General features: G+C 66.4%; 23 protein-coding genes. 18 read left to right on the top strand and 5 right to left on the bottom strand.

Annotated elements, in window-relative coordinates:
* Positions 1-62: 62 nt before the first annotated feature.
* A complete protein-coding gene (locus tag NQV17_RS01000; RefSeq protein WP_257768009.1) occupies positions 63-1,973 on the bottom strand; it encodes a tetratricopeptide repeat protein in 1,911 nt (636 codons plus the stop codon).
* A 58-nt stretch (positions 1,974-2,031) separates the two neighbouring features.
* Here NQV17_RS01000 and NQV17_RS00995 point away from each other — a divergent pair, with 58 nt between their 5' ends.
* Positions 2,032-3,696: an FAD-dependent monooxygenase gene (locus tag NQV17_RS00995; RefSeq protein WP_257768007.1), complete on the top strand. Its 1,665-nt coding sequence runs from the start codon at positions 2,032-2,034 to the stop codon at positions 3,694-3,696.
* Between the two features lie 14 nt (positions 3,697-3,710).
* Here NQV17_RS00995 and NQV17_RS00990 read toward each other — a convergent pair whose 3' ends face one another.
* The 4 genes from NQV17_RS00990 to NQV17_RS00975 are packed head-to-tail and all read right to left on the bottom strand — an operon-like array spanning position 3,711 to position 9,007.
* A complete protein-coding gene (locus tag NQV17_RS00990; RefSeq protein ID WP_257768005.1) occupies positions 3,711-3,956 on the bottom strand; it encodes a formate dehydrogenase subunit delta in 246 nt (81 codons plus the stop codon).
* 7 nt (positions 3,957-3,963) lie between these two features.
* Entirely contained in the window at positions 3,964-6,915 is a 2,952-nt protein-coding gene (gene fdhF / locus NQV17_RS00985) for a formate dehydrogenase subunit alpha (protein WP_257768003.1), read from the bottom strand.
* Between the two features lie 17 nt (positions 6,916-6,932).
* Positions 6,933-8,510 carry an NADH-quinone oxidoreductase subunit NuoF gene (locus tag NQV17_RS00980; RefSeq protein WP_257768001.1) on the bottom strand — a complete coding sequence of 526 codons (1,578 nt, stop codon included), beginning with the start codon at positions 8,508-8,510 and terminating at the stop codon, positions 6,933-6,935.
* Positions 8,507-9,007: an NAD(P)H-dependent oxidoreductase subunit E gene (locus NQV17_RS00975; RefSeq protein WP_257767999.1), complete on the bottom strand. Its 501-nt coding sequence runs from the start codon at positions 9,005-9,007 to the stop codon at positions 8,507-8,509. The genes NQV17_RS00980 and NQV17_RS00975 overlap by 4 nt, the downstream gene beginning before the upstream one ends.
* Before the next feature lie 131 nt (positions 9,008-9,138).
* Between NQV17_RS00975 and NQV17_RS00970 the strand changes: the two genes are divergently transcribed.
* The 17 genes from NQV17_RS00970 to NQV17_RS00890 all read left to right on the top strand — a co-directional run bounded on the left by NQV17_RS00970 (position 9,139) and on the right by NQV17_RS00890 (position 24,467).
* The gene (locus NQV17_RS00970; RefSeq protein ID WP_257767998.1) at positions 9,139-10,245 is read left to right on the top strand and encodes a helix-turn-helix transcriptional regulator; all 1,107 of its coding nucleotides are present in this window, start codon (positions 9,139-9,141) and stop codon (positions 10,243-10,245) included.
* 101 nt (positions 10,246-10,346) lie between these two features.
* On the top strand, positions 10,347-10,616 hold the full coding sequence (locus NQV17_RS00965) for a hypothetical protein (protein ID WP_044844846.1): 270 nt from the start codon (positions 10,347-10,349) through the stop codon (positions 10,614-10,616).
* A gap of 312 nt (positions 10,617-10,928) precedes the next feature.
* The gene (locus NQV17_RS00960; RefSeq protein WP_257767994.1) at positions 10,929-11,282 is read left to right on the top strand and encodes a DUF4148 domain-containing protein; all 354 of its coding nucleotides are present in this window, start codon (positions 10,929-10,931) and stop codon (positions 11,280-11,282) included.
* A 467-nt stretch (positions 11,283-11,749) separates the two neighbouring features.
* Positions 11,750-11,992 (top strand): AlpA family transcriptional regulator, encoded by a 243-nt coding sequence (locus tag NQV17_RS00955; RefSeq protein WP_257767992.1) that lies wholly within the window; start codon positions 11,750-11,752, stop codon positions 11,990-11,992.
* Positions 11,989-12,606, top strand: coding sequence for a hypothetical protein (locus tag NQV17_RS00950; RefSeq protein WP_257767990.1), 618 nt, complete (start codon positions 11,989-11,991; stop codon positions 12,604-12,606). The genes NQV17_RS00955 and NQV17_RS00950 overlap by 4 nt, the downstream gene beginning before the upstream one ends.
* Positions 12,607-14,904: a VapE domain-containing protein gene (locus NQV17_RS00945; protein WP_257767988.1), complete on the top strand. Its 2,298-nt coding sequence runs from the start codon at positions 12,607-12,609 to the stop codon at positions 14,902-14,904. It abuts the gene before it with no gap.
* A 239-nt stretch (positions 14,905-15,143) separates the two neighbouring features.
* Positions 15,144-15,686, top strand: coding sequence for a terminase small subunit (locus tag NQV17_RS00940; protein WP_257767986.1), 543 nt, complete (start codon positions 15,144-15,146; stop codon positions 15,684-15,686).
* 261 nt (positions 15,687-15,947) lie between these two features.
* Positions 15,948-16,199 (top strand): hypothetical protein, encoded by a 252-nt coding sequence (locus NQV17_RS00935; protein WP_257767984.1) that lies wholly within the window; start codon positions 15,948-15,950, stop codon positions 16,197-16,199.
* 3 nt (positions 16,200-16,202) lie between these two features.
* Entirely contained in the window at positions 16,203-16,871 is a 669-nt protein-coding gene (locus NQV17_RS00930; RefSeq protein ID WP_257767982.1) for a hypothetical protein, read from the top strand.
* A complete protein-coding gene (locus NQV17_RS00925; protein ID WP_257767980.1) occupies positions 16,871-17,545 on the top strand; it encodes a hypothetical protein in 675 nt (224 codons plus the stop codon). The genes NQV17_RS00930 and NQV17_RS00925 overlap by 1 nt, the downstream gene beginning before the upstream one ends.
* Before the next feature lie 34 nt (positions 17,546-17,579).
* Complete coding sequence (locus NQV17_RS00920) at positions 17,580-18,083, top strand: GNAT family acetyltransferase (protein WP_257767978.1); 504 nt, start codon at positions 17,580-17,582, stop codon at positions 18,081-18,083.
* A gap of 14 nt (positions 18,084-18,097) precedes the next feature.
* Positions 18,098-18,649, top strand: a complete 552-nt coding sequence (locus NQV17_RS00915) for a hypothetical protein (protein ID WP_257767976.1) — start codon at positions 18,098-18,100, stop codon at positions 18,647-18,649.
* Between the two features lie 24 nt (positions 18,650-18,673).
* Positions 18,674-20,926, top strand: coding sequence for a lytic transglycosylase domain-containing protein (locus NQV17_RS00910; protein ID WP_257767974.1), 2,253 nt, complete (start codon positions 18,674-18,676; stop codon positions 20,924-20,926).
* Between the two features lie 75 nt (positions 20,927-21,001).
* The gene (locus tag NQV17_RS00905; protein WP_257767972.1) at positions 21,002-23,197 is read left to right on the top strand and encodes a hypothetical protein; all 2,196 of its coding nucleotides are present in this window, start codon (positions 21,002-21,004) and stop codon (positions 23,195-23,197) included.
* A gap of 321 nt (positions 23,198-23,518) precedes the next feature.
* Complete coding sequence (locus NQV17_RS00900; RefSeq protein WP_257767970.1) at positions 23,519-23,773, top strand: hypothetical protein; 255 nt, start codon at positions 23,519-23,521, stop codon at positions 23,771-23,773.
* A 66-nt stretch (positions 23,774-23,839) separates the two neighbouring features.
* The gene (locus NQV17_RS00895) at positions 23,840-24,229 is read left to right on the top strand and encodes an AlpA family transcriptional regulator (RefSeq protein ID WP_257767968.1); all 390 of its coding nucleotides are present in this window, start codon (positions 23,840-23,842) and stop codon (positions 24,227-24,229) included.
* 13 nt (positions 24,230-24,242) lie between these two features.
* Positions 24,243-24,467, top strand: a complete 225-nt coding sequence (locus NQV17_RS00890) for a helix-turn-helix domain-containing protein (protein WP_257767966.1) — start codon at positions 24,243-24,245, stop codon at positions 24,465-24,467.
* Positions 24,468-24,483 lie beyond the last annotated feature (16 nt).

Below are 24,483 nucleotides of genomic sequence, written 5' to 3'. Positions count from 1 at the left end.
GTCGACTGAAAAAAGGGAGCGCGCCGCGCTCCCTTTGTTCGTCTGCGCTCGGGTATTCAGATTCAGGCGTCGCGCAGCGCGGCGGCGACCGCCGCCGCCACGTCGAGCCATTGTCCCGGTGCGGACTGGCGGGCGAGCCTCGCGCGCGGATACCACGGACAGTCGTCGCCGGTGAACCAGCGCCAGTCGGGTGCGAACGGCAGCATGATCCACAGCGGCTTGCCGAGCGCGCCCGCGAGATGCGCGACCGCCGTATCGATCGTGACGACGCCGTCGAGCCGTTCGATCAGCGCTGCCGTGTCGGCGAAGTCGTTCAGCCGCCCGTCGAGGCGATGCATGCGGGGATGCGCGTCGACGCGTGCCCGTTCGTCGTCGTCGAGGGCCGGCTGCAGCACGATCCAGTCGATGTCCGGCAGCGCGAGCAGCGGCGCGAGCGCGTCGAACGGCATCGAGCGGTTTTCCTGTGCCTGCCGGCGTCCCGTCCAGGCAAGGCCGAACTTGCGCTTCGACTGGCCGCCCAGCGAGCCGCGAAAGCGCCGCTGCGTGCTGTCCGGCACGTCGAGGTAGCGTGTGCCCGCGACGATGTCGGCCGGCTGCAGGCCGAGCAGGAACGGCAGGCTCATCAGCGTGCACGCGATGTCCGCCGCCGGCGGCTTCGCGGTGCCCTGCGCGACGAGCGTCACGCGCCAGCGTGCCGCGGCCGGTGCGAGCAGCGCGACGAGTTCCGGCTGCACTTCGAGCACGACGCGCGCGCAGCGCGCGCGGGCGAGCGGCACGAAGCGGACGAACTGCAGCGTGTCGCCGAAGCCCTGTTCCGCGCGGATCAGCAGCGTGCGCGCGGCAATCGGCTCGCCTTGCCAGCGCGGCAGCGTGCCGAGCGGCGTCGCGCCCGGCGTGTCGTGGCGCGTTTCGTACGCGGGCAGGCCGCGGGCGAAGTCGCCCAGCGTCAGCAGCGTGACGGCGCGGTGCAGCTGCGCGAGTTTCAGGTCGGGGGCGACGCGCAGCGCCTGGTCGAACGCGCGCAGCGCCATCTCGTGCGCGCCGAGTGCGTGATGCGCGTTGCCGAGGTTCAACCACGCGAGACTGAACGACGGATCGAGACCGACCGCGCGTTCGTAGTAGGGCAGCGCGTCGCGGTGGTGTGCCTGCGCGCACAGCGCGTTCGCGAGCCCGAAGAGGGCGAGCGGAAACGGCGGGTGCAGCGCGAGCGCGGCTTCGAATGCGGCGGCGGCTTCCCCATGACGGCCGAGCGCCTCGAGCGTGTTGCCGAGATTGAAATGCGCGGCGACGAAGCGTGGCTGTGCGGCGATCGCCGCCTGGAAATGGGCGATCGCGTCGTCGGCCCGGCCCATCGCGTTCAGCGCCATCGCGAGATTGTTGTGCGCGCCGGCATGCCCGGGCCGCAGCTCGAGCGCGCGATGGAACGCGGCGAGCGCATCGTCGTGACGGCCGAGCGCATTCAGCGCGTTGCCGAGGTTGTTGTGGATCGATGCGTCGTCCGGTGTGAGCCGAAGTGCGCGGGCAAATGCGTCGACCGCATCTTCGTGGCGCTGCAGTGCCGCATAGGCGTTGCCGAGGTTGTAGTGCGCGAGCGGAAATTCGGGCGCGAGCGTCAGCGCGTTGCGAAAGCGGTCGATCGCTTCGTCGAGCCGGCCGAGCGCCTTCAGCGCGTTGCCGAGATTGAGCTGCAGCGCGGCGTCGTTCGGGCGCAACTCGACCGCACGCCCGACGAGATCGGCCGCCTCGGCATGCTGGCCCTGCTGATGCCGCAGCACGCCGAACAGATGCAGCGCGTCGGCGTCGGCGGGATGGGTGGCGAGTGCGGTGCGATAGCCGTGCTCGGCCTCGGCGAGGCGGCCCGCGCGGTGCGCGGCATACGCTCGGTCGAATGCGGATTCCATGACGCGAAAACTGACGGAAAGCGCGTATTTTCCCACACTGCGCGCGCTCGCCCCAGATCGGCCGGTTGGCATATGGCCCCGTCACGCGGAGCGGCGTAGACTTGCACAATCGCGTGTCATCGAGGTTCTCATGGCTGACACACTGCTCGATATCCCGCCCGTGCTGATCGTCGGCGCCGGCCCCACCGGCCTTGCCGCAGCGATGAGTCTCGCGCGTGCCCGCGTGCCGGTGCGCATCATCGACCGGCTGGCCGTGCCCGCACCGTATTCGCGCGCGATCGGCATCCAGGCACGCACGCTCGAACTGCTGGAGCAGCATCGCGCGGTCGAACCGTTTCTCGCGCTGGGTCATCGCGCCCATGCGGCCGCGCTGCATGCGGACGGCCGCGTGATCGCGCGGCTCGATTTCGATCCGCTGCAAACGCGCTATCCGTATCTGCTGTTTCTCGACCAGAGCATCACCGAGCGGCTGCTCGCCGAGCATCTGGCCGGGTTCGGCGTGACCGTCGAACGCGGGGTCACGCTCACCGCATGCGATGCGGGCGGACCGTCGCTCGACGTGACGATCCGCGATGCCGACGGCCGTGAACAGGCGTTCGCGCCCTCGTACCTGATCGCCGCCGACGGCGCGCACAGCACGGTGCGCCACCTGCTTGGCCTGGGCTTCGCCGGGCATGCGTTCGAGCAGACTTTCCTGCTCGCCGATTTCGCGGCGATACCCGACTGGCCGGACGAGGAGATCCATCTGTTCACGACGCCCGACGGCATCGCGGGGCTGTTTCCGATGGGCGGCGGCCGCTACCGGCTCGTTGCCGACCGGCCGCCCGGCAGCGACGCATCGCCCGACGGACTCACGCCCTCGACCCCGTCGCTCGACGAATGCGAGGCGATCGTGCGCGCGCGCGTCGGTGCGTCGATTGCGCCGAGCGATCTCGCGTGGTCGACGTATTTCCGCCTGCATAGCCGGATGGTCGAGCGACTGCGTCACGGGCGGGTATTCTTCGCGGGCGACGCCGCGCACGTTCACAGCCCGGCGGGCGCGCAGGGCATGAACACGGGCATCCAGGAAGCGTTCAATCTTGGCTGGAAGCTCGCGCGCGTGCTCGGCGCGGGCACGCCGGAGCGCCTGCTCGACACGTATCACGCCGAGCGCCACCCGATCGAGCGTGACGTATTGCGGCAGACCGGCCTCGTCACGCAGATCGTCGAAGCCGACCACGGCGCGATGAAGCTGCTGCGCGATCACGTCGTGCCGCTGCTGGCGTCGTTCGGGCCGGTGCGCGACGCGGTGCGCCGCACCGTCAGCGAGCTCGGCGTGCAATACCGGAAAAGCCCGCTCACTCTCGAACGCGTGCTCGACGGCGGGCCGCGCGCAGGCGAGCGCGCGCCCGACGCGCTCGTGCACGTGATCGACGGGCCGCTCGGCCGGGCGCCCGGAACCGCGCGGCTATACGACCTGCACGACCCGGGGAGCTTTACGCTGCTGCTGCTCGAGGAACCGGCAGGTGTCGACGCCGGCGAGACGGGCGACGTGCCGCCGATACCCGCGGATGCGCAGGCGCTTGTACAGGCGCTGGAGCGGATCATGCCGGGCGCCGTGCGAACGTGGCGCGTCGCCGATGCCGAAAGCGACGGCGCGGATGGGCTTGCGCAGGTATACGGCCGCTCGAGGCCGTCGTTCTACCTGCTGCGACCTGATGGCTACATCGCGGTGCGCGGCCGTACCGCCACCGACGCGAATGCGCTGCTGCGCCATTGCGAAAGCTGGTTCGCGGGCATGTCGGTGCCCGCGTAGCGGGGCGCTCAGGCTCAGGCCGCGGCCGGCACGAGCGATGCGCGGTGCGCGGCGATCGCGTCGCGCACGATCGGCGCCGCGCGTTGTCCGGCCTCGCTCGACGGATCGTCGAGCGCGGCGAGCAATGCACGACGCATCCGCGGTTCCCAGAAGCGCCGGATATGCTCGGCGATCCCGGTCAGCGCTTCTTCGCGATCGGGCATCGATTCGAAGAACGCGCCGATCTGGTTGGCCATGTCGACCAGGTGTCCGTTGTCCATCGCGTCCTCACTTGCCCGTCGTCACGGCGGCCGGCGTGGCGGCGCGGCGCTCGAGCAGGTCGAGCTGCTCCGAGTTGAAGCGCGCATACGCGCGCTGCCAGTCCGACGGCTGCGCAACCGGCATCACCTGCACGGCCGTCACCTTGTATTCCGGGCAGTTCGTCGCCCAGTCGGAGCTGTCCGTCGTGATCACGTTCGCGCCCGATTCGGGGAAGTGGAACGTCGTGTACACGACACCCGGCTGCATGCGGTCGGACACGAGCGCGCGCAACACGGTCTGGCCCGCCCGCGATTCGATGCCGACCCAGTCGCCGGTCCGGATTCCGCGATCCTCCGCGTCGTGCGGATGGATCTCGAGACGGTCCTCTTCGTGCCACTGCACGTTCTCGGTCCGGCGCGTCTGCGCGCCGACGTTGTATTGCGACAGGATGCGGCCCGTGGTCAGGATCAGCGGATAGCGCTGCGTGACCTTTTCCGGCGTCGGAATGAACTGCGTGATCACGAACCGGCCCTTGCCGCGCACGAACGCGTCGATGTGCATCGTCGGCGTGCCGTCCGGCGCCTGTTCGTTGCACGGCCACTGGATGCTGCCGAGCGCATCGAGCTTCTCGTACGACACACCCGAGAAGGTCGGCGTGAGCCGCGCGATCTCGTCCATGATTTCCGACGGATGCGTGTAGTGCATGTCGTAGCCGAGCGCCCGCGACAGCAGCAGCGTCACTTCCCAGTCCGCGTAGCCCGCGAGCGGCGGCATCACCTTGCGCACGCGCGAGATGCGGCGCTCCGCGTTCGTGAACGTGCCGTCCTTCTCGAGGAACGTCGAGCCCGGCAGCAGCACGTGCGCGTATTTCGCGGTTTCGTTCAGGAAGATGTCCTGCACGACGATGCATTCCATCGACGACAGCGCGGCCGCGACATGCTGCGTGTTCGGGTCCGACTGGACGATGTCCTCGCCCTGGCAGTAGAGCCCCTTGAAGCTGCCGTCGAGCGCCGCGTCGAACATGTTCGGGATGCGCAGCCCCGGTTCCGGCTGCAGGGTGGCCGACCATGCCTGTTCGAACTGCGTGCGTACGACTTCGTCGCTGATGTGCCGGTAGCCGGGCAGTTCATGCGGGAACGAGCCCATGTCGCACGAACCCTGCACGTTGTTCTGGCCGCGCAGCGGATTGACGCCGACGCCTTCGCGGCCGATGTTGCCGGTCGCCATCGCGAGGTTCGCGATGCCCATCACCGTCGTCGAGCCTTGCGCGTGTTCGGTCACGCCGAGGCCGTAGTAGATCGCGGCATTGCCGCCCGTCGCATAGAGGCGCGCGGCTTCGCGCACCAGCGCGGCCGGCACGCCCGTTACGTCGGCGGTCGCTTCGGGCGAGTTCTCGGCGCGCGATACGAAGTCGCGCCATTGCTCGAACGCGCGCGTGTCGCAGCGTTCGGCGACGAATGCGTCGGCGACGAGCCCTTCGGTGACGATCACGTGCGCGAGTGCGTTGACGATCGCGACGTTGGTGCCGGGTCGCAGCTGCAGGTGATGCGTGGCCTTCACGTGCGGGCCGTCGACCACGTCGATGCGGCGCGGGTCGATCACGATCAGCTTCGCGCCTTCGCGGATGCGCCGCTTCATGCGCGAGCCGAACACCGGGTGACCGTCGGTCGGGTTCGCGCCCATCACGACGATCACGTCGGCCTGGCTTACCGACGCGAAGGTCTGCGTGCCGGCCGATTCGCCGAGCGTCGTCTTCAGGCCATAGCCGGTCGGCGAGTGGCACACGCGTGCGCAGGTGTCGACGTTGTTGTTGCCGAACGCGGCCCGCACGAGCTTCTGCACGAGGTAGGTTTCCTCGTTCGTGCAGCGCGACGACGTGATGCCGCCGATCGAATCGCGGCCGTACTTCTGCTGCAGCTTGCGGAATTGCGTCGCCGCGTAGGTGAGCGCTTCTTCCCAGCTGACTTCGCGCCACGGGTCGGTGATCTTCTCGCGGATCATCGGCTTCGTGATGCGGTCCTTGTGCGTCGCGTAGCCCCACGCGAAGCGGCCCTTCACGCACGCGTGGCCTTCGTTCGCGAGGCCGTTCTTGTGCGGCGTCATGCGCACGACCTGCGTGCCCTTCATCTCGGCCTTGAACGAGCAGCCGACGCCGCAGTACGCGCAGGTCGTGACGACCGAGTGTTCGGCCTGGCCGAGCTGGACGACGGTCTTTTCCTGCAAGGTGGCGGTCGGGCACGCGGCGACGCACGCGCCGCACGATACGCATTCCGATGCCATGAACGATTCGCCTTCGCTGGCGGCGACGCGCGATTCGAAACCGCGCGCGGCGATCGTCAGCGCGAACGTGCCCTGCGTTTCCTCGCATGCGCGCACGCAGCGGTTGCAGACGATGCACTTCGACGGATCGTACGTGAAGTACGGATTCGATTCGTCCTTCTGGTCGCGCAGGTGATTCGCGCCGTCGAAGCCGTAGCGCACTTCGCGCAAGCCCACCACGCCCGCCATGTCCTGCAACTCGCAGTCGCCGTTGGCGGGGCAGGTGAGGCAGTCGAGCGGATGGTCGGAGATGTACAGCTCCATCACGTTGCGGCGCAGCGACTGCAGCCGGTCCGACTGCGTACGCACCTTCATTCCGGCTTCGGCGGGCGTCGTGCACGAGGCAGGATAGCCGCGCCGGCCTTCGATTTCGACCAGGCACAGACGGCACGAGCCGAACGGTTCGAGCGAATCGGTCGCGCAGAGCTTGGGCACGTTGACGCCGGCTTCGATCGCGGCGCGCATCACCGACGTGCCGGCCGGCACCGTGACCGGCTGGCCGTCGATTTCGAGCGTGACGTCGGTATCGGCATGCCGTTGCGGCGTGCCGTAGTCGGTTTCGTCGAACGGATCGCGCACGCGCGCCTCAGCGGCGCTCTTGCACGCGCATTGGCCCGAGCCGCAGCCGCCTTGGCGGACGTTGTTCGTGTCGAGGGACATGCAGGGCTCCTTCTGGGTCAGGCCGCAGCCTTGACCGGACCCGACGCGGCTTGCTTGCCGGCGGCGAGCCCGAAATCTTCGGGGAAATGGTCGAGCGCGGACAGCACCGGATACGGCGTCATCCCGCCCATCGCGCACAGCGAGCCGGCGAGCATCGTGTCGCACAGGTCGCGCAGCAGCGTGACCTGACGCTCCGACGTGTCGCCTTCGCGAATCCGTGCGATCGTCTCGACGCCGCGTGTCGAGCCGATCCGGCACGGCGTGCACTTGCCGCACGATTCGATCGCGCAAAACTTCATCGCGTATTCGGCGAGCTCCGCGAGATTCGACGTGTCGTCGTGCAGCACGATGCCGCCGTGGCCGACCACCGCGCCGATCGCCGTGTACGCCTCGTAGTCGAGCGGCACGTCCCACTGGTGTTCGGGCAGGTAGGTGCCGAGCGGGCCGCCGACCTGGGCCGCGCGCGCGGGCCGGCCGCTGGCCGTGCCGCCGCCGTAGTCAAACAGCAGCTCGCGCAGCGTGACGCCGAACGCGAGCTCGACGAGGCCGCCGTGACGGATGTTGCCCGCGAGCTGGAACGGCAGCGTGCCGCGCGAGCGGCCCATCCCGTAGTCGCGATAGAACGCGGCGCCGCGCGCGAAGATCACCGGCGCGGTCGCGAGCGTGATCACGTTGTTGATCACGGTCGGCTGGCCGAACAGGCCGGCGAGCGCCGGCAGCGGCGGCTTCGCGCGCACGACGCCGCGCTTGCCTTCGAGCGATTCGAGCAGCGCCGTTTCCTCGCCGCACACGTACGAACCGGCGCCCTTCGCGACGTGCAGGTCGAACGCATGCGCGGAGCCGAGCACGCGTTCGCCGAGCCAGCCGGCTTCGCGAGCCCGCTCGATCGCCGTTTCGAGTGCCGCGATCGCATGCGGGTATTCGCTGCGCACGTAGATGTAGCCGAGCGTCGCGCCTGTCGCGATGCCCGCGATGATCATCCCTTCGATCAGGCAGTACGGATCGCATTCCATGAGCAGGCGATCGGAGAACGTGCCCGAATCGCCTTCGTCCGCGTTGCAGACGATGTACTTTTGCGCGGCGCGCGCCTGCCGGACCGTGCGCCATTTGATCCCGGCCGGGAAGGCCGCGCCGCCGCGGCCGCGCAGCCCCGATTCGATCAGCTGCTCGCACGCGGCGTCGCCGTCGAGTGCGAGCGCATTCTTCAGGCCGACGAGGCCGTCATGCTTCAGGTAGTCGTCGATCGACAGCGGATCGGTCAGGCCGATGCGCGCGAACGTGAGGCGCTGCTGGCGCGCGAGATAGGGCAGCGCGTCGACGAGGCCGACGCCGCTCGGGTGCGTGCCGCCGTCGAGCCAGTTTGCGTCGAACAGGGCAGGCACATCGGCCGCCGACAGGTTCGCGTAGCCGACGCGCCCGGCGGCCGTGCCGACCTCGACGAGCGGCTCGAGCCACAGCAGCCCGCGCGAACCGTTGCGGATCAGTTCGATCGCGACGCCGCGCCGCTCGGCTTCCGCGACGATCGCGGCGGCGAGGGCGTCGGCGCCGAGCGCCAGCGCGGACGAATCGCGCGGAACGTAGATGCGGGTCGTCATGCGGCCTCCGGGGTGTGGGCGGCCGCGTCGGCGAGCAGGGCGTCGAACTTCTCCGGCGTGACCTTTGCGTGCAGCACGCCGTTGACCGTCATCGACGGCGATTGTGCGCACAGCCCGAGGCAGTAGACCGACTCGAGCGCGACATCGCCCGGCGCGTGCGCGTCGGCACTCTCGCCGTGCGCGGCGTCGAACCGGCAACCCGTGCGCGCTTCCGCGTGCGCGGCCAGCGCTTCGCAGCCCATGCTGCGGCACGCCTCGGCGCGGCACATCTGGATCGTCACGCGCGCGGGCGGCGCGGTGCGGAAGTGGTGATAGTAGGTGAGCACGCCGTGCACTTCGGCACGCGACAGGTTCAGCGCCTTCGCGAGCGGCGCGACGCAGCCTGCCGGCACGTAGCCGGCCTCGTCCTGGATCGCATGCAGGATCGCGACGAGCGAGCGGCCGGCGCGCGCATGACGCTCGACGAGCGCGTCGGGCGCAGGGGAATTCGGGGACATCGGTTGTGCTCCTCCAAAGTCTCATATGTGCCCATGATTCATATAGTGCACACCGGGACTTCGTCCTGATTGATTTTGAGCAACGATAAGCGGAAGATTTCGCAGTCGCAATAGGAAATCGGAGTACATAATTGATTCGAATCGAATGCGACGCGTATCTGACCGTACGCGACACGGAGGGCCGCACGGCGAGCCTGTCGGATGTCGCCCCGTTGCTGGAGCTCGTGGCCGATACGGGCAGCATTGCACAGGCCGCGCAGGCGAAAGGGCTGTCGTATCGGCACGCGTGGGGCATGCTGCGGGCGCTGGAGGCGTGCGTCGGCGGCGAGTTGATCGAGACCGCGCGCGGCAAGGGATCGACGCTGTCGGAGCTGGGGCAGGCGGTCGTCGACGCGCAGCGGCTCGCGCGTAGCCGTCTCGACGGGAACCTGCGCGCGCTGGCGGCCGAGGTGGCGAGCGACCTGAACCGGCGGCTCGCGCAGCGCGACGGCGCCGTGCGCATTCATGCGTCGCACGGCTATGCGGTTGCGGCGCTCGTTTCCGCGCTCGTCGATGCGCAGGCCGCCGTCGACATCAAGTATCGCGAGAGCGTCGAGGCCGTGCAGGCACTCGCGCGCGGCGAATGCGAGCTGGCCGGCTTCCATCTGCCGCGCGGCGCGTTCCGCGAACGGTGCGCGCAGATCTACCGGCCGTGGCTCGACGACACGCGTCACGTGCTGATTCATCTGACGCGTCGCCAGCAGGGGCTGTTCGTGCCGCGCGGCAACCCGAAGCAGGTCGGCGGGCTGGCCGATCTCGCCCGCCACGACATCCGCTTCGTCAATCGGCAGCCGGGGTCGGGCACGCGCATGCTGCTCGATCTCGCGTTGCGCGCGATCGGCATCGATCCCGAGCGGATCGACGGCTATGCGTCGGCCGAGCTCACGCACTCGGCGATCGCCGCGTTCGTCGCGAGCGGGATGGCCGATCTCGGCTTCGGCGTCGAGCCGGCCGCCCGTCATTTCGGGCTCGATTTCATCCCGGTCGTCGACGAGGACTACTACTTCGCGTGCGAACGCGCGCAGCTCGACTCGCGGCCGCTCGCCGGCGTGCTCGCCTTGCTGCGCGACGCACGTTTCGTCGAGCGCGTCGCGCACCTCGACGGCTACGATCCGGCGGCGTGCGGCACGCTGGCTGGTGTCGCGGAGGGCTTCGCCGGTACGGTCGCGGCCGGTACGCCGGACGGCAGCGCACGGTAACGGGAATGCACGCGAGCCGCGCTGCAGCAGCGAGGGATTTGCGCTACGCTTGCCGCTTCATCAACGTTCCAACAAGCACGCCGTTCAGGCGTCATCCCGCCATGAAACTTTCCGTTCCCTTCGCCGCGGCAGCGTTGACCGCAGGGCTTCTCGTCGCTGTTTCGCCGTTTGCGCTTGCGCAGAATTCCCCGGGCGTGCCTGGCGGCATCCTGAGCGAACAGTTCCGCCTGAACGAGCATCCGCAGATGCCGTTCGCGGCGTCTGCGCCGTCGCAGAAATACCAGAGCGGCAAGAAGTCGGCATTGCGCCGCAAGGGCGATATGGGAGACCCGAACGGCTGCAACCTGAAGTGCCCGCTGGACACTCAATAAACCAACGCAGGCGCGCCGGGTCGTCGTCGACGCGTCTGTCCGGCCGGGCCGCGCCGATGCCGCGCGATTCTTTTCGAGCCCCGCAGGGCGTGCTGCCTTGCGGGGCTCGTGCTTTATGGCCGGTCGTGGTCCAGTGCGATCATGCGATGCCGGATCGGGTTCCTGTCGGGATTCTAGGGTTAACCCGTAATTCAGGAAGGATGTCTTCCTGAAACCTGCCTTATTCTTAAGCATCCGCCTACATAAACTTCGGTTTGTCAGCGATGAACGGGTGTTCACCGCGAAATCAGACAAATCTGGAGGTAGGTCATCATGAAGTCGCTCGTTCAAGCCGTTGTCGTTGCTGCCGCTCTCGTTGCTCCGGTCGTTTCGTTCGCGCAGTCCGGCTCGGCACTCACCCGCGCACAGGTTCGCGCCGAACTGGTTCAGCTCCAGCAGGCCGGTTACAACACCGCCCGCGGCGAAGATCCGCACTATCCGGAAGCGATCCAGGCCGCAACCGCGCGTGTTGCAGAACAGCAGCGCAGCGCGTTGGCCCAGGCGCAAGGCGCCGACACCAGCGGCTACGGCGCGCAGGGGCAGGGCGCATCGGCAGCGGGCTCGCGTGCGATCGGCGTGCGTCCGGCCAGCGCGGAAGAAATGAAGTCGCTGTATCGCGGCAGCTAAGCCGCGCATTGCCCAGCGGGGCCGCGCGGCTGGTGCGACGATGCGTCGCGTCCGGTCGCGGTGCCGGGCAGGTGCCGTCCACTGCGCTTAAGCGCAGCGCGGACGGTGCCGAACCTCCGTCACCTCCTGTCGCCGGCGTATCGGTGGCATTCCGCCTGGCCCGCCCGGGCCGGGCGCTTTTTCGGAGGGCGCGGGAGGCGGGGCGCACCGGCAACAAAAAACCCCGCAGACTCGCGTCGTGCGGGGTTCGTGCGTCAAGCGCGGAATTTGGTGGGGCGGCGTCAACAGCATCGATCCACTATCGCCTTTTACAGTAAGGGTTTATCAGAAAACTACGATCAAAGAACCCCCAAAAGAACCCCCGATTTTTGATCGCAAGGCGGTCGAAAGAGACTGATTCGCGCACAATCTTGCGCGGGTTTCATCGTGAAATTCAGCCATGTTCAACAAACCGCAAGGTTAATCACATGGCCTCCCGCGATACCGCATCCTCGACCCTGCCACTCGACGGCTACACGCGATGGGGCGATCTGAAACGCTTCGTCCCGCTGTGCATGAATTCCGTCACGACCCGCGAGCGCGCGGGCCGCTTTCCGAAGCGCGTGCAACTTGGCTCCTCACGTTCCGTCGCCTGGCCGAACCGTGAACTACATCGTTGGCTGGCCGATCCCGACGGCTATCGTGCCCCGAACGCAACGGAGGCCGCATGAATTCAATTGATCTCGCACGCCACCTGACCCCGGCTGCGAAGCATCGCGTCGCAGAACACCTCGGCGATCTCCGAAAACATCATGGCGACGACCCGTGCACACGTGAGCAGGCGGCTGCACACGAAGCGGGTCACACGATCATTGCAATGGCGTTTGGCTGGCAATTCCTCGGTTGCAAGATTCGGAGAGAGGGCTCAGCGTGGGTGGGGGTTACTCACTACCGACATGGGTACCATCTGTCAAAGCAACCGTACACACATACAGATGCGCCGGACGTCTTCTTTGCGGAGGCGGTTATGGATCTCGGTGGCGTAGTCGGCGAGCAGATCGCTGGAGTATTCCATCCTGCGTCCAGTGCGTTCGAAATTGCGGATGCCGCGACCGCATGCGCCACGCTAGATGTATTCGCCGGCGTTGCGCCGAGCAGCCATTTCGCACGTGCGCTCGCGCTCGCGATGACAGAGATCCAGGCCAATGCCGCGACGTTCGAGCTCCTGCGCGCGCACTTCCGACGATCGAAGCGACTGACGCCGGCCGAAGGGCGGCGGATGTTGAAGAACGTAGCGCCGCGACTCGCCGGCATGCAGTTCGTGAAAAGAAAAAGCCCGCAATAAATGCGGGCCCAAAAATTTCAAAGCTCGGTAAACACGATGAATAGTACACCTACAGAAAATACTGTCAAGCCTAGCTGTACACATTCGGATCTCGCGGCCGCGCTCGCGCCGATCGTTTCGCGCGTCGTCACTTCGCACTGCTGGATAAAGCGCGACGGGCCGCCGTCACACATTCGCCGGCCGCTGACGGCCGATCGGCTCGCGCATCATGTGAACGGCGGCCCGGCCTACGGCGCCGCGCAGATCGCGCCCGGCGAGTCGACGACGCGCGTCGCGTGTCTCGACCTGGATTCGCACAAGGGCGAGACGTCGTGGTACGACATGCAGGCCGCGGCGCTGCGCGTGATGGCGCAGCTCGAGTCGCGCGGCATGCGCCCGATTCCGTTCCGCTCGTCCGGCGGGGCGGGGCTGCACATCTACATGCTGTGGGACGAGCCGCAGGACGCGTACAGCGTGCGATGCCTGCTGCGCGACGCGCTCGCCGCGTGCGAGCTGCGTGACGGTACGAAGGGCGTCGCGGCCGGGCAGGTCGAGGTGTTCCCGAAGCAGAACAGCGTGCCGAGCGACGGCTTCGGCAACATGTTCGTGTTGCCGCTGGCCGGCGCGTCGGTGCCGCTCGATTCGTTCGAGCTCGACGACATGCCGAAGGAATACGCGGCGGAAATGGATTGGCCGGCGAGCGCGCCCGTGCCGCACGTCGCGCGCGAGGAAATCGTGATGCCCGGCGCGGTCGACGTGCCGGTCGAGCTCGAAACGCTGAAGTCGGCGCTCGACATGATCCCGAACACGGGCGACGACGAGCTCGACTACGAGCAGTGGCGCGACGTCGTGTTCGGGATCCACCACGCGGCGCGCGGCGACGACGCTGGCCTCGCGCTCGCGCACGAGTTCTCGGCGCGCTCGAGCAAGTACGACCCGCGGTTCCTCGACGAGCGCGTGTGGCCGCACATCGGCAAGACCGGCGTTGACGAGCGCGCGCCGATCACGGCGGGCACGATCAAGAAAATGGCCGCAACACGTGGTTGGCGGGATCCCGCGCGCGAGGCGAACGAGGATGACTTTGAAGCGCTGCCGGTCGAGCATGCGAGCAAACTGCCGCGGCAGCCGGGGTATCGCCGGAACGGCAAGGGCGAGATCCTCGCGCTCGCGGAAAACATCGAAATGGCGGTCAGCGCGCCACACGAGTGTGGGTGGCACATCCGCTACGACGATTTTCGCGCCGAGGCCATGCTCGCCGACGTGGCGGATCCGCGCGGTCTGCGGGCGTTCACAGATCCTGACTACACGCGCCTGCAGATCCGGCTCGAGCGCCGAGGGTTCCTCAAGCTTAGCAAGGAGGCGCTGCGTGACGGTGTGGGCCTTGTGGCCGACGACAATCGAATCGATTCGGCCGTCGAGTGGTTGACCGGCCTGCGGCACGACGGCGTGCCGCGCATCGAAACGTTCCTGCGTGATTACATGGCCGTCGAGGACACGGCATACACACGCGCGGTGTCGCGGTATCTCTGGACGGCGCTCGCCGGCCGCGTGCTGTCGCCCGGCTGCGAAGCGCCGATGGTGCCGGTGCTGATCGGCGAGCAGGGCGCCGGCAAGACGCGAGCCGTGAAGGCGCTCGTGCCGGCGCAGGACTTCTACTGCGAGCTCAAGCTCGACGAGCGCGACGACAACGCGTCCCGCATGATGCGCGGCCGCCTGGTGGTCGAGCTCGGTGAGCTGCGCGGCCTGCACACGCGCGATGCCGAATCGATCAAGGCGTTCATCAGCCGCACGCACGAGAACTTCGTGCCAAAGTACAAAGAGTTCAGCGTGACGTTCGCGCGCCGGTTCCTGTTCGTCGGCACGACCAACCAGGACGAGTTTCTCGCCGACGAGACGGGGGAGCGCCGGTGGCTGCCCGTGCGCGTCGGTCGATGCGACGTCGATCGGATCGCGGCCGACTGCCTGCAGTTGTGGGCCGAGGCCCGCGCGGCCTACGAGCGCGCCGGGAATGTCGACTGGCGGGAGGCAGAGACGTTGGCGCGCGAAGTGCACGCGCAGCACAAGCTGTCCGACCCGTGGGCACCGATCATTCACGAATGGCTTGACAGCGATGGTGAATGCGAACTTGGTCTTCCGCCGCGTGAGCGCGAATTTTTACAGGTTCATGAGATCGCAACCGGCCCCCTTGGAATGGCCCATGGTCGCCTGACACGCAGCGACGAAATGCGAATCGGGAAAATTTTGCGAGAAATGGGGTATTCGAGGCAGCAAAAGCGGGTCGCGGGGCGTCCGGTCAAGGTTTGGGCCAAGCCCGCGTAGCTACTGTATCCACCTGATGCGTAGCAGGTGGATACGCGCAAAGCCTTATGCAGTAAGGGTTGTATCCACCGTATCCACCGTATCCACCTTTCTTTATATACGTGTGCGCGATAAATAAGGGGGATACCGGGGTTTATAGGAAACAGGGGATACGGTGGATACAGGTGGATACACCCCTGACGAGGCTGAAAGATGCATGAAATTACAATTTCGTACTACGAATTTAGCGAGGTAAAGCAATGAAGAAACTGACCGCGAAGCAGCAACGATTCGTCGACGAGTACCTGGTCGATCTGAATGCGAGCGCAGCCGCGCGGCGCGCCGGCTACAGCGAGAGGACCGCGAACGAGCAGGGCGCGCGCCTGTTAGCAAAAGTTAGTGTGCAGGAAGCGGTCCGCGCCGCGATGTGCGCCCGCCGTGAGCGCACGCACATCACGCAGGATCGCGTGCTGCGCGAGCTCGCGCGCATCGCGTTCTTCGACATCCGGCGCCTGTACAACGCCGACGGCACACTGAAGCGCCCGGATCTGCTCGACGATGAGGCCGCGGCGGGCCTCGCCGGCGTCGATGTGGTCGAACAGATGACGTACAGCGCGGATGGTGACGGCGAGCTGACGGCCACGCCGACGCTCACGAAGAAAGCGAAGGTGTTCGACAAGACGGCGGCGCTCACGCTGGCGATGCGCCACCTCGGCATGCTGAACGACAAGCTCGAACTGACGAAGCCGCGCGTGCGCGTGGTCGACCAGACGGGCCGCAAGTCGCGCGCGAAGGGCGATTGAAATCCCCATTGGCGATTTCAACTCCGGGCGTAGTGCCTTGCTTGGTGGACGTCGCGCGCTACGCACTATGCCGAAACGGTGCGTAGCTACCCGGTCGGCTACCCACGTGCGCCTCATCATGGCCTGAAAGACGGACAATCCGCCGCGCCAAACGACGCACGATCCTGCATAGACGTATGCGCATAGTGATATGCGCACAAACGCGAGATTCCGCGACGCACTGATGCGACGCTGATCGAAGGTCAACACAGGAGCCGATACATGGCAGCAACGAACCTCTATTTAGCCCCGCGCACGCGGATGGCGCTGCAGACCTGCGCGCTGTTGCGTGGGGCCTCGATGTCGCGTGTCGTCGCCGACGCGCTGGCCGAATTCATCGAGCGCCACGGACTGCTGAAGGGTGGCGAATGGCGGATCCGCCCGAACGCGGATCATGCGTGGGGTCGCGCTACGGCAGAGCAGGCTGACGCGGCGCGCGTGCTCGACTGGCAAGTCGAACTCGTGGAGGACTGAGCGATGGCCGACGTCCGAAAGATCGAAGCGCAGCTCGCGGAAGCCCGCCAGCAGACCGCCACCGCGCAGCGGCAGCTCGAGGATCGACTGCTCGAGAACAACGGTGCGGAGGACGAGGAAACGGCGTCGCTGCGTGCCGTCGCGGATCTGCACCGGTCGCGCGAAGCGTCGCTCGTCCGCGTACATGAAGCCGCGCGGCGAGCCAATACCGCCGCTGCAATCGAGGCGCGTCACCAGGAGTCGAGGGACGGCGTGCGAGCGGCTCGCGCTCTGGAACGTCGCTACGTCAATGCGGCGAAGGCGCTCGAAGCCGCGCTCGAAGCGACTGCCGTCGCGCGTAGCGAGTTCCTGCAGGTCGACGCTGAGTTGCACGCGGCGATCCGCGCTGTCTGCATGAACCCCGAGCTGCCCGAACCGCATGCGTCTGGGTTGCGTATCGATGGCGCCCGCGCGTGGATTTCAGACCGGGCTGTTCGGACATACGTCAGGTCGATGTTCGACGAAGATCTGCCACCCGACAGCATCGCGGGCGTTGCTGCGAAGCACATGCAGCAAACGATCGTGCGCCTCGAATTAGCCGCCGAGTACCGCAAGCCAGCTAACCAACCGCCGCACATCATCGACAGCGAGTCCGCACTGCGCTCGGTGACTGAGGCCGGCGAGGAGGCGTGATGGACGGCGAACAGGAATCCGCACCCGTCGAGAAGACGTTCGAGGAACGTGCCGCGGCGTTCTATTCGAACACAAAGCAGCCCGGCGCAGCCGCGACGCAGCGCGCGTCGGTCGAGCAGCCGAAGGCATGGAACGCCGCAGAGAACCTGCGCGTCGACGACGGGCAAAGCGCGCCGCAGGCTGCCGAGCAGGATGCGCTGGCGCTCGTTCGCAACGATCGCGTGCGCAAGTTTTACGGCGACGAGGGCACACATGGCGTGCTGTACGACGAGTTGACCGGATCCGGGCACTGGGGGCAGGAAATCGTCGCGTCAATCGACGACGGCCTGGGCGGCACGATCGATCGCAAGGAGTTCGCGGCGATCGTCGCCGACCACGGCGGCAACCAGACCGACGTGCGCGAATTCCTCGCCGACGCCCGGCTGTTTGCGCAGGGCTGGCCGGCGCTGTCCGAGGCCGACAAGCAGGCCCACCTCGCGGACGCGGTGCAGGGCATGAAAGAGACGTTCGGCGACGGATGGGAGCAGGCGTGGGATGCGGCGAACGCGCTAGCGAAGCGTGACCCACGCGTCGCGAAGGTGCTCGTCGAGACGGGCCTCGGCGCCGATCGTAAGACGGTCATCAAGTTCGCGCAGGAAGCGCTCCGGCAACGCGTAGCCGGAAAATTGAAGTAATGGGCGCGCTTCGCCGATTCTGACCAGGACCGATATGCCTATCAAATTTATTCGAAGCCGCTTCCGATCGCGCGGCGCAATTCACGCGGCTCGGCCGCGATCGCCGCTGATCTCGGAGCGACTGACGCCCGAGCACATCCTGTCTGTCGAGCTGTCACCTCAACATGCAGCGACGGTCGGCACGATGACACGCGAGTCCGCTGAGCGCCTGTGCGCTGCGACGCGCGTCGGATGGGCAGTCGTCGAGGATGGGGTCACGCTGGGGTGTGGCGGCCTTGCCGAGGTATGGGAGAACCGTGCGCAGGCGTGGACGCTGATGTCACCGGCCGTGATGTCGCCGCGGCGATTTCGGATCATTCACGGGATGATGCAGGGGGTGCTCGACGACGCGCCGTGGCGCCGCATTGAAATGGACGTTGACGCTGCGAACACTGCCGCCGCTGCTTGGGTTGGGCGCTTGGGGTTCGTGCGCGAAGGTGTGCGACGGAAATACACCGTCGACGGGCGGGACGTGATTCTTTTTGCGAGGGTGAAGTAATGGATCCGACTACGTTGGCGCTCGGCGCCGCAGCAGTGAAGGGTGTCGGTAGCGTCGTCTCGGGTATCTCGGGCAGCGCGCAGGCGAACCAACGGGCCGATGCGCTCGATCGCAACGCCGCGTTGTCCGATCAGCAGGCCGGACAGGTTTATGCACAAGGCGTCGCCCGTGAAAGCGCGCAACGGGCGCAGGCCGGGCAGCAACTCGGCGCGCAACGTGCAGCGGTGGCCGAGTCCGGCTTCAATCCGAACACCGGGTCGGCGCTCGACGTCCAGGTGCAGAGCGTGCGGAATGCCGAGCTCGATGCGTTGCAGACACGGTATCAAAGCATCCTGCAGGGTGGCACGCTCGAGGACCAGGCCCGGCAGGATCGATATGCCGCACGCACCGCGCGCGCGAGCGCAAACAACAGCCTGATGGCAGGCGGGATCTCGGCCGCCGCCGGCTTGTTGGGCGGCTTCGGGGATTATGCAAAGGCCGGCGGCTTTGCAGGCGGGATCACGAAGTCGCTGAAAACGTACGGCACCACGGCCGCAGGCAATCCGCTGCTGTTCACGATGCCGTAACTCGAAACGGTGAGGAAATAGATCATGCCAATTGATAGTCTCTACGCCGACCAGACCGCCAGCTTTCTGAGCGGGCAAAACCAGATCGACGTGCCGGAGCCGCGCACGTATCCGTCGACGTCGATCACCTCGATCGCGCGCGCCGTCGGGCGCGGGCTCGGGCAGGGTGGGACGGCGCTGTTCGGCGCAGCGTCGGATCTGGCCGCGGGCCTGAGTCAGGTCTATGTCGATCCCGACACGCTGACGCTGAACCCGCAGGCGCAGGCCGACGCCGACAAGCAGGTGAACGCGGCTATCGCGAAGCAGCGCGCCGGGCACCTGTTCGAGTCGCCGCTCGGCACGAAGGCGTACGACCTGTCGGATACATTCAAGCCGGACCCGACGCGCGCGACCACGATCGATCAGACCGTGCAGGGCGTCGTGTCGGGGCTGACGCAGATCGTACCCGCCGCCGTGCTTGGCGGGCCGCTGGCTGGCGCCGCTGTCGGCGGCACGTCAATCGGCATGTCGCGTGCGGAAGACCTGAAGCGGCAAGGCGTAGACGTCGGTACGCGGACGGCAGTCGGTGCGGTCGAGGGCGCGCTCACGGCGGCCGGCGCGGTGTTGCCGGTTGCCGGCTCGACCGTTGCGCGCACGGCGGGGCTCGTCGCGGCCGGCGGCCCGGGCGCTGCGATCGCGCAGGCGACGATCGAGAAAGCGATCTTGCGCAATGCAGATTACGACCACCTCGCCGACCAGATCGACCCGCTCGATCCCGTGAACATCGCCGCCTCGACGCTGATGGCGGGCGCGTTCGCGGGCGCACATACGGCAGCAACGGCGCGCGCCGCGCGGCAGACTGCGGCAGCCGCTGCTTTGCCGCTCGAAAGTATGGCCGTGGACGCACGGAAGGCGTTGCCGTATAACGCCCCGCAGCTCGATGCCTACGCTGCGCAAGCTGCGCAACGCGAAGGCGTGCCCCATGCGTTGCTCGACTTCATCAAGAATCACGGTGAGCGCTCGAACAGCGATCAGGTGTCGTCGGCGGGTGCGAAAGGCGTCATGCAGTTCACGAAGGACACGTGGGCCGCATACGGCAAGGGTGATCCGCAGGACCCGGTGAATTCGATCGACGCCGCAGCGCGCTATGCGAAGGATCTGCTGCAGCGTTACGACGGCGACATGCGCGCGGCCGTAACGGAGTACAACGGCGGTGTCGAGCAGGCGCGCGCTGTGCAGGCCGGCGGCTCGCCGACGGCGAAAGAAACGATCGGCTACCTGAAGCGGTTCGACGAATACGTCGCGACGCGCGGCATCGATTCCGCGACGTTCCACGTGACGCCCGACCAGGTCGACGCGGCGCTGCTCGCGCGCGGGCAGCGGATCGTCGATGACGCATACGTGTTCGGCACGCCCGGCGACATCGCTGCGATGACCGCGCATCAGGATGCTTTCGAGCTGGCTGCGCGCCAGATGGACGCCGGACAGTTCCCGGACGTCGTACATTACTTCACATCTGACGATGTTACGCGCGCGACCGCGCTCGATGGACTGATCGCTGACGCCGAATCGTATCGTGGGGATCTGGCGTCGACTTCCGCCAATCTTGCGGACCCGGGTGCTGTCGCGCAGGCGCGCGCTGAACTCGACCAACTGCGCGCCAACGCACCGGACACGTCCCCGGAAGGCATCAAGGAGCTGACGCGCCAGTTGCAGGACCAGGGTGCGAAATACAAGGCAGCGGCCGCCGAGGCGCAGCGCCGCATCGATGCCTCGCGGGCCGACCACGAGGCACAGGTCGCTCGTCTGGAAGGCATGATCCGCCAGAACGCCGAGGCGCAGCGCGCGTCCGAGCAACTGCCGACACTCGATTCGCAGATCGAGCAGATGCGTACCGCACGGGCCCGGATCGACGCGCCGGCCACGCGCCGTACGCAAATCGCCGACTTTGTATCGAGTCTCGCACGTGCGCAGCGCGAAGCAGACCGCACGCCGGTCACGCAACCGCGCAACGTGATTGCGGAGTCCGCAGCGGAAACGGGCGTTTCGCCTGGCAGCGCCCCACGTGCGACCACCACACCGGCAGCCAGCGTGCTGACCGCGCACGCGATTGAAGCGAACGTACGCGAACTTGCTGCGCAACGACCCGACATGCAGGTGACAATCGACACGCCGGCCGGCGAGCGCAGGGGTACCGTCGCGGAGCTGCTGCGGCAGATCGACGACGAGCACACCATGAACACGCAGGATGCCGGCCTGTTCGAAGTCGCCGCGCGGTGCTTTATCTCGACGCTTTGATTCGCGCCAGCCAATAACGCACGATTCTGCGGGGCCCGCGCGGCAGCATGGCGCAGTCTAACCAAAGGCTGCGCCATGACCGTCAATTCGTCGACCCAAAGCGTCACATACAACGGTGACGGCTCGACTTCCGTATTCCCGATCCCGTTCTACTTCCTGAAGAACGAGGACGTACACGCCTCACTCGTGATCAACGAGGTTGGAACAGATCTCGTGTTTGGCACCGACTACTCGTTGAGCGGCGCAGGCGATCCGAACGGCGGAACATTGACGATGTTCGTCGCCCCGTCTGTCGGGTACCAGCTCGTCATCGATCGAGAAGTCGCGGTGACGCAGCAGACCGAATACCAACAGAACGATCCGTTCCCAGCGAAGACGACCGAAAAGGCGCTCGACAAACTCACGATGATTTGTCAGCAGATCGTCGGCGTGCTCGGGAGTCTGACACCGGGGTCAGCCCGCGCACTGCTGCTCGGCCGATACGACGTGAACGGATTCGGCGCGTACCAGGCGAACGGCAACCGCATCGCGAATCTCGGCTACCCGCAATCGACGACCGATGCCGCGACACTCGGCGCGGCGCGTGACATCGCGGAGCAGATCACGTCTGGCGCGCAGGGAGCGCTCGGCACGTTCATTCAGGATGGACCGGGGTCGGTTCCGCGCACGTTCCAGGCGAAGATGCGCAACTCGGCGGTGAGTCCCGAAGACAAGGGCGCGGCCGGCGATGGCGTTACGCTAGACGACGCCGCGTTCGCGCAACTGGCGGCGATGCCGGCGGGCACGGTGATCGACGGCGGCAACCGCGTGTTCCTGATCTCGCAGCCCGTCACCTTCAACAATCGCGTTTCGTTGCGGATCAAGGTGAAGGCGGCGCCGACATTCCCGAACGCCGGCTGGTTGGTCAAGATCGCCGGCGACGGTTCGATAATCGATATCGAGGTCGACGGGAACTCACGTTCGATCGTGGGCGTTGCCGTAACCGGTAACGACTGCTACGGCGCAGTCCGGGGCAAGAATATCGTCGGTACTGACGCCAGTGTTGGCGGCGGTATGCAGAGCGTGCTGTATCTCGTCGGCAACAACAACCGAGTGAGTGCGTATGGCGAGAATCTGCTGCACAACGGCGCGCCAAATCCTTCTGTCCCGCGCGTGATGTCGGTCGCAGCGTCGTCCGGCAACATCGTGCCCGAGCTGGTCGGCAACAATGCGCACTGCCTCGCGGTAACGCAAGCTGCGCAGATCTCGATCACGTACGGCGAGGCGATCAACTGCGGCGATAACGGGCTCTACGACATCGCGGCCGGGAGCGATGTTCACGTGGGTACGCTGGTATTCCGCGGCGACAATGGGTCGAAGGTTCAGACGGTTGTCGCAGAAGGGCGGGTGACGATCGACAACCTCGTGGTGCGTGACGTCTATGGCTACGCGGCGGTCGATTACAACGGCTCGCTGATCATCGGCAACTATTCGATCATCACGTCGACGCCCGGGAAAACGCATCAGCCCGTCGTGTCGCGTGGCAACACCGGTAGCGCATCCGTCCGGATCGCGTCCCTGAGCGGGAACATCTGGCTTGCCGACGCAGCAAACGGCGGAGGGGTGCTGCAATTCTATGCGGGCACGATCAACCAGCTCGAGGTGGGCCGCATCGCGCTCGACCTGTATTACCAGGCCGGATCGACGAAACAACTGCTCGTGCAAACGAACGGAAGTGGGGCGATGTGCGCCTTCGACGAGATCCGCCTGCGTCTGTTCGACACGACCGGAACGCTGACACCGTCCGATGTTTTCTCGTGGCAGTTCCCGACGTATTCGCTGCAGTCGTACGTGAATAGCGTTCAGCTCGACAGCACGTCGGCCGTGATCTCGATGTCGAACCTGCTGCAGGCGAATCTGCGGCCGCCGACGGCCGCAGAAGTTGCCGCCGGAAATGGCGCGATCCTATCCAACGTGATCGCCTCAACGCCGCGCATTTTCTACGGCACGGGCGTTCCGACGGGCGGCACGTATCGAACCGGTGACGTGATCAAGAGCAAATTCCCGTCACTCGGCAAACCGAGCGAATACACGTGCGTAGGCGGCGGTACGCCGGGCACGTGGACGCGATCGGCGGGCACCGTGAAGCGCGACGTCACCGCCAACCGACCGACGGGGCTCACGTTCGCGGACATCGGCACGATCTTTTTCGACAACACCCTCAACGGAAACGGGAAGCCGATCTTCTGGAGCGGTACCGCGTGGGTCGACTCGAACGGCAACGGCGCGTAAAGACCGCCGAGGTTAGGTAGCTCCGTACACGGTGTACAGGGTTGCCTAACATACTGATTTTGTTGCAATTTCTATTTCGCGTGCCTTATACTGAGCCCGTCGACGTATACAATGTTGACCGGGTTTGACAGCCCGAATGCATGCGGCAGACAACCGCCGCGATGGCGGTTTTTCTTCGTTTGAGAACGTGCATCTTCTATGGGTGGCGCGAGTGGAGAGGCTTCGGCCTGCCGGGTTCCGTATGCCCCGGTCTGTCAACTTCGCTCGTCGCTGCCCACCCCGTTTGACAGCGGGATGATGCGATCGCATACGGAGTCCCTCATGACGTTCCACGTTTCTTCCAACGCTTTCCCCATCGGTAGTATTCCTGATCAAGTGACGATGTCGTCACATGACATTGCGGCCATCTACGCGCTGCAGGGTGAACTCCGTACGTGCATCTTTGCCCTTCGTGGCGCATTCGCTCAGCACGTCGATCTCGACACGATCCCTAGCGCTTCATGGTTTTGGCAACGGGCCGAGGCAGCGACCGGCGAGCTCGACGCAGCGATAACCAAGGCTATCTGCCTGGACTGAAAACCGGCGCGCCCGTCGAACGACGCGGGGCGCTGTTTGTGGCGATCGACATTGAAGGAGGTGCGTATGCCGTACGTATCGAAGACTTTCAAGGCGGGAGTGGCTGTGTCCGCCGGGCGTGACCTGGTGCTGTGCGATGACCTGCTCGATCTGCTTGCGGATCGAATCGCGAGCCGCGTTGCCGCGCAACTGCGCGAGCGGGCTCCGGTGCAAGCGGCGCGTCGTCAGGGATCGGCGGATACGGTTGTGCCGCCAGCGTCTACGCTGCGGCCCGACTCGTTGTATCGCGTGGCCGTTGTCATGCAGCGGCTAGGTGTGTCGCGACCGACCGTCTACAACCTTGTCCGCAATGGCAAGCTTGAGCTTGTAAAGATCGGCGCGCGGTCCAGTGGGATCACGGGAAAAAGCCTGATCGCGTTGATCGAGCAGAATCGAGATGCGCCGCAGCAACGCTAACTAAGCGGCCGCCATGCACACGCCCGCCCAAACGCAGCCGGCCGCGCCGGCGCCCGTGAAGCTCTACAAGGTCCGCGAGGTAATGCGGCAGCTCAGCATCTCGAAGACCACCGTATATCGCCTGGTCGACGCTGGTAAGCTTCGTCTCGTGAAGATCGGGACGCACTTAAGCTTCATCACGGCCGAGAGCTTCGACGCATTTTTCGCGGAGATCAAAGCACCGATTGATGACCCATAGAGAGAGAGGGCGGATA

This window comes from Burkholderia sp. SCN-KJ, from assembly GCF_024656005.1.
In the GTDB taxonomy this organism is placed as follows: domain Bacteria; phylum Pseudomonadota; class Gammaproteobacteria; order Burkholderiales; family Burkholderiaceae; genus Burkholderia.
This window is presented reverse-complemented; position numbering and strand designations above follow the sequence as displayed.

Excerpts from the sequence above, each read along its gene's own strand:
- NQV17_RS00980 (WP_257768001.1), bottom strand. The coding sequence starts at position 8,510 with ATGACGACCCGCATCTACGTTCCGCGCGATTCGTCCGCGCTGGCGCTC.
- NQV17_RS00955 (WP_257767992.1), top strand. The coding sequence starts at position 11,750 with ATGGCCTCCCGCGATACCGCATCCTCGACCCTGCCACTCGACGGCTAC.
- fdhF (WP_257768003.1), bottom strand. The coding sequence starts at position 6,915 with ATGTCCCTCGACACGAACAACGTCCGCCAAGGCGGCTGCGGCTCGGGC.
- NQV17_RS01000 (WP_257768009.1), bottom strand. The coding sequence starts at position 1,973 with ATGCCAACCGGCCGATCTGGGGCGAGCGCGCGCAGTGTGGGAAAATAC.
- NQV17_RS00960 (WP_257767994.1), top strand. The coding sequence starts at position 10,929 with ATGAAGTCGCTCGTTCAAGCCGTTGTCGTTGCTGCCGCTCTCGTTGCT.
- NQV17_RS00890 (WP_257767966.1), top strand. The coding sequence starts at position 24,243 with ATGCACACGCCCGCCCAAACGCAGCCGGCCGCGCCGGCGCCCGTGAAG.
- NQV17_RS00935 (WP_257767984.1), top strand. The coding sequence starts at position 15,948 with ATGGCAGCAACGAACCTCTATTTAGCCCCGCGCACGCGGATGGCGCTG.
- NQV17_RS00905 (WP_257767972.1), top strand. The coding sequence starts at position 21,002 with ATGACCGTCAATTCGTCGACCCAAAGCGTCACATACAACGGTGACGGC.
- NQV17_RS00900 (WP_257767970.1), top strand. The coding sequence starts at position 23,519 with ATGACGTTCCACGTTTCTTCCAACGCTTTCCCCATCGGTAGTATTCCT.
- NQV17_RS00930 (WP_257767982.1), top strand. The coding sequence starts at position 16,203 with ATGGCCGACGTCCGAAAGATCGAAGCGCAGCTCGCGGAAGCCCGCCAG.
- NQV17_RS00945 (WP_257767988.1), top strand. The coding sequence starts at position 12,607 with ATGCGGGCCCAAAAATTTCAAAGCTCGGTAAACACGATGAATAGTACA.
- NQV17_RS00925 (WP_257767980.1), top strand. The coding sequence starts at position 16,871 with ATGGACGGCGAACAGGAATCCGCACCCGTCGAGAAGACGTTCGAGGAA.
- NQV17_RS00965 (WP_044844846.1), top strand. The coding sequence starts at position 10,347 with ATGAAACTTTCCGTTCCCTTCGCCGCGGCAGCGTTGACCGCAGGGCTT.
- NQV17_RS00995 (WP_257768007.1), top strand. The coding sequence starts at position 2,032 with ATGGCTGACACACTGCTCGATATCCCGCCCGTGCTGATCGTCGGCGCC.
- NQV17_RS00950 (WP_257767990.1), top strand. The coding sequence starts at position 11,989 with ATGAATTCAATTGATCTCGCACGCCACCTGACCCCGGCTGCGAAGCAT.
- NQV17_RS00895 (WP_257767968.1), top strand. The coding sequence starts at position 23,840 with ATGCCGTACGTATCGAAGACTTTCAAGGCGGGAGTGGCTGTGTCCGCC.
- NQV17_RS00990 (WP_257768005.1), bottom strand. The coding sequence starts at position 3,956 with ATGGACAACGGACACCTGGTCGACATGGCCAACCAGATCGGCGCGTTC.
- NQV17_RS00940 (WP_257767986.1), top strand. The coding sequence starts at position 15,144 with ATGAAGAAACTGACCGCGAAGCAGCAACGATTCGTCGACGAGTACCTG.
- NQV17_RS00910 (WP_257767974.1), top strand. The coding sequence starts at position 18,674 with ATGCCAATTGATAGTCTCTACGCCGACCAGACCGCCAGCTTTCTGAGC.
- NQV17_RS00975 (WP_257767999.1), bottom strand. The coding sequence starts at position 9,007 with ATGTCCCCGAATTCCCCTGCGCCCGACGCGCTCGTCGAGCGTCATGCG.
- NQV17_RS00920 (WP_257767978.1), top strand. The coding sequence starts at position 17,580 with ATGCCTATCAAATTTATTCGAAGCCGCTTCCGATCGCGCGGCGCAATT.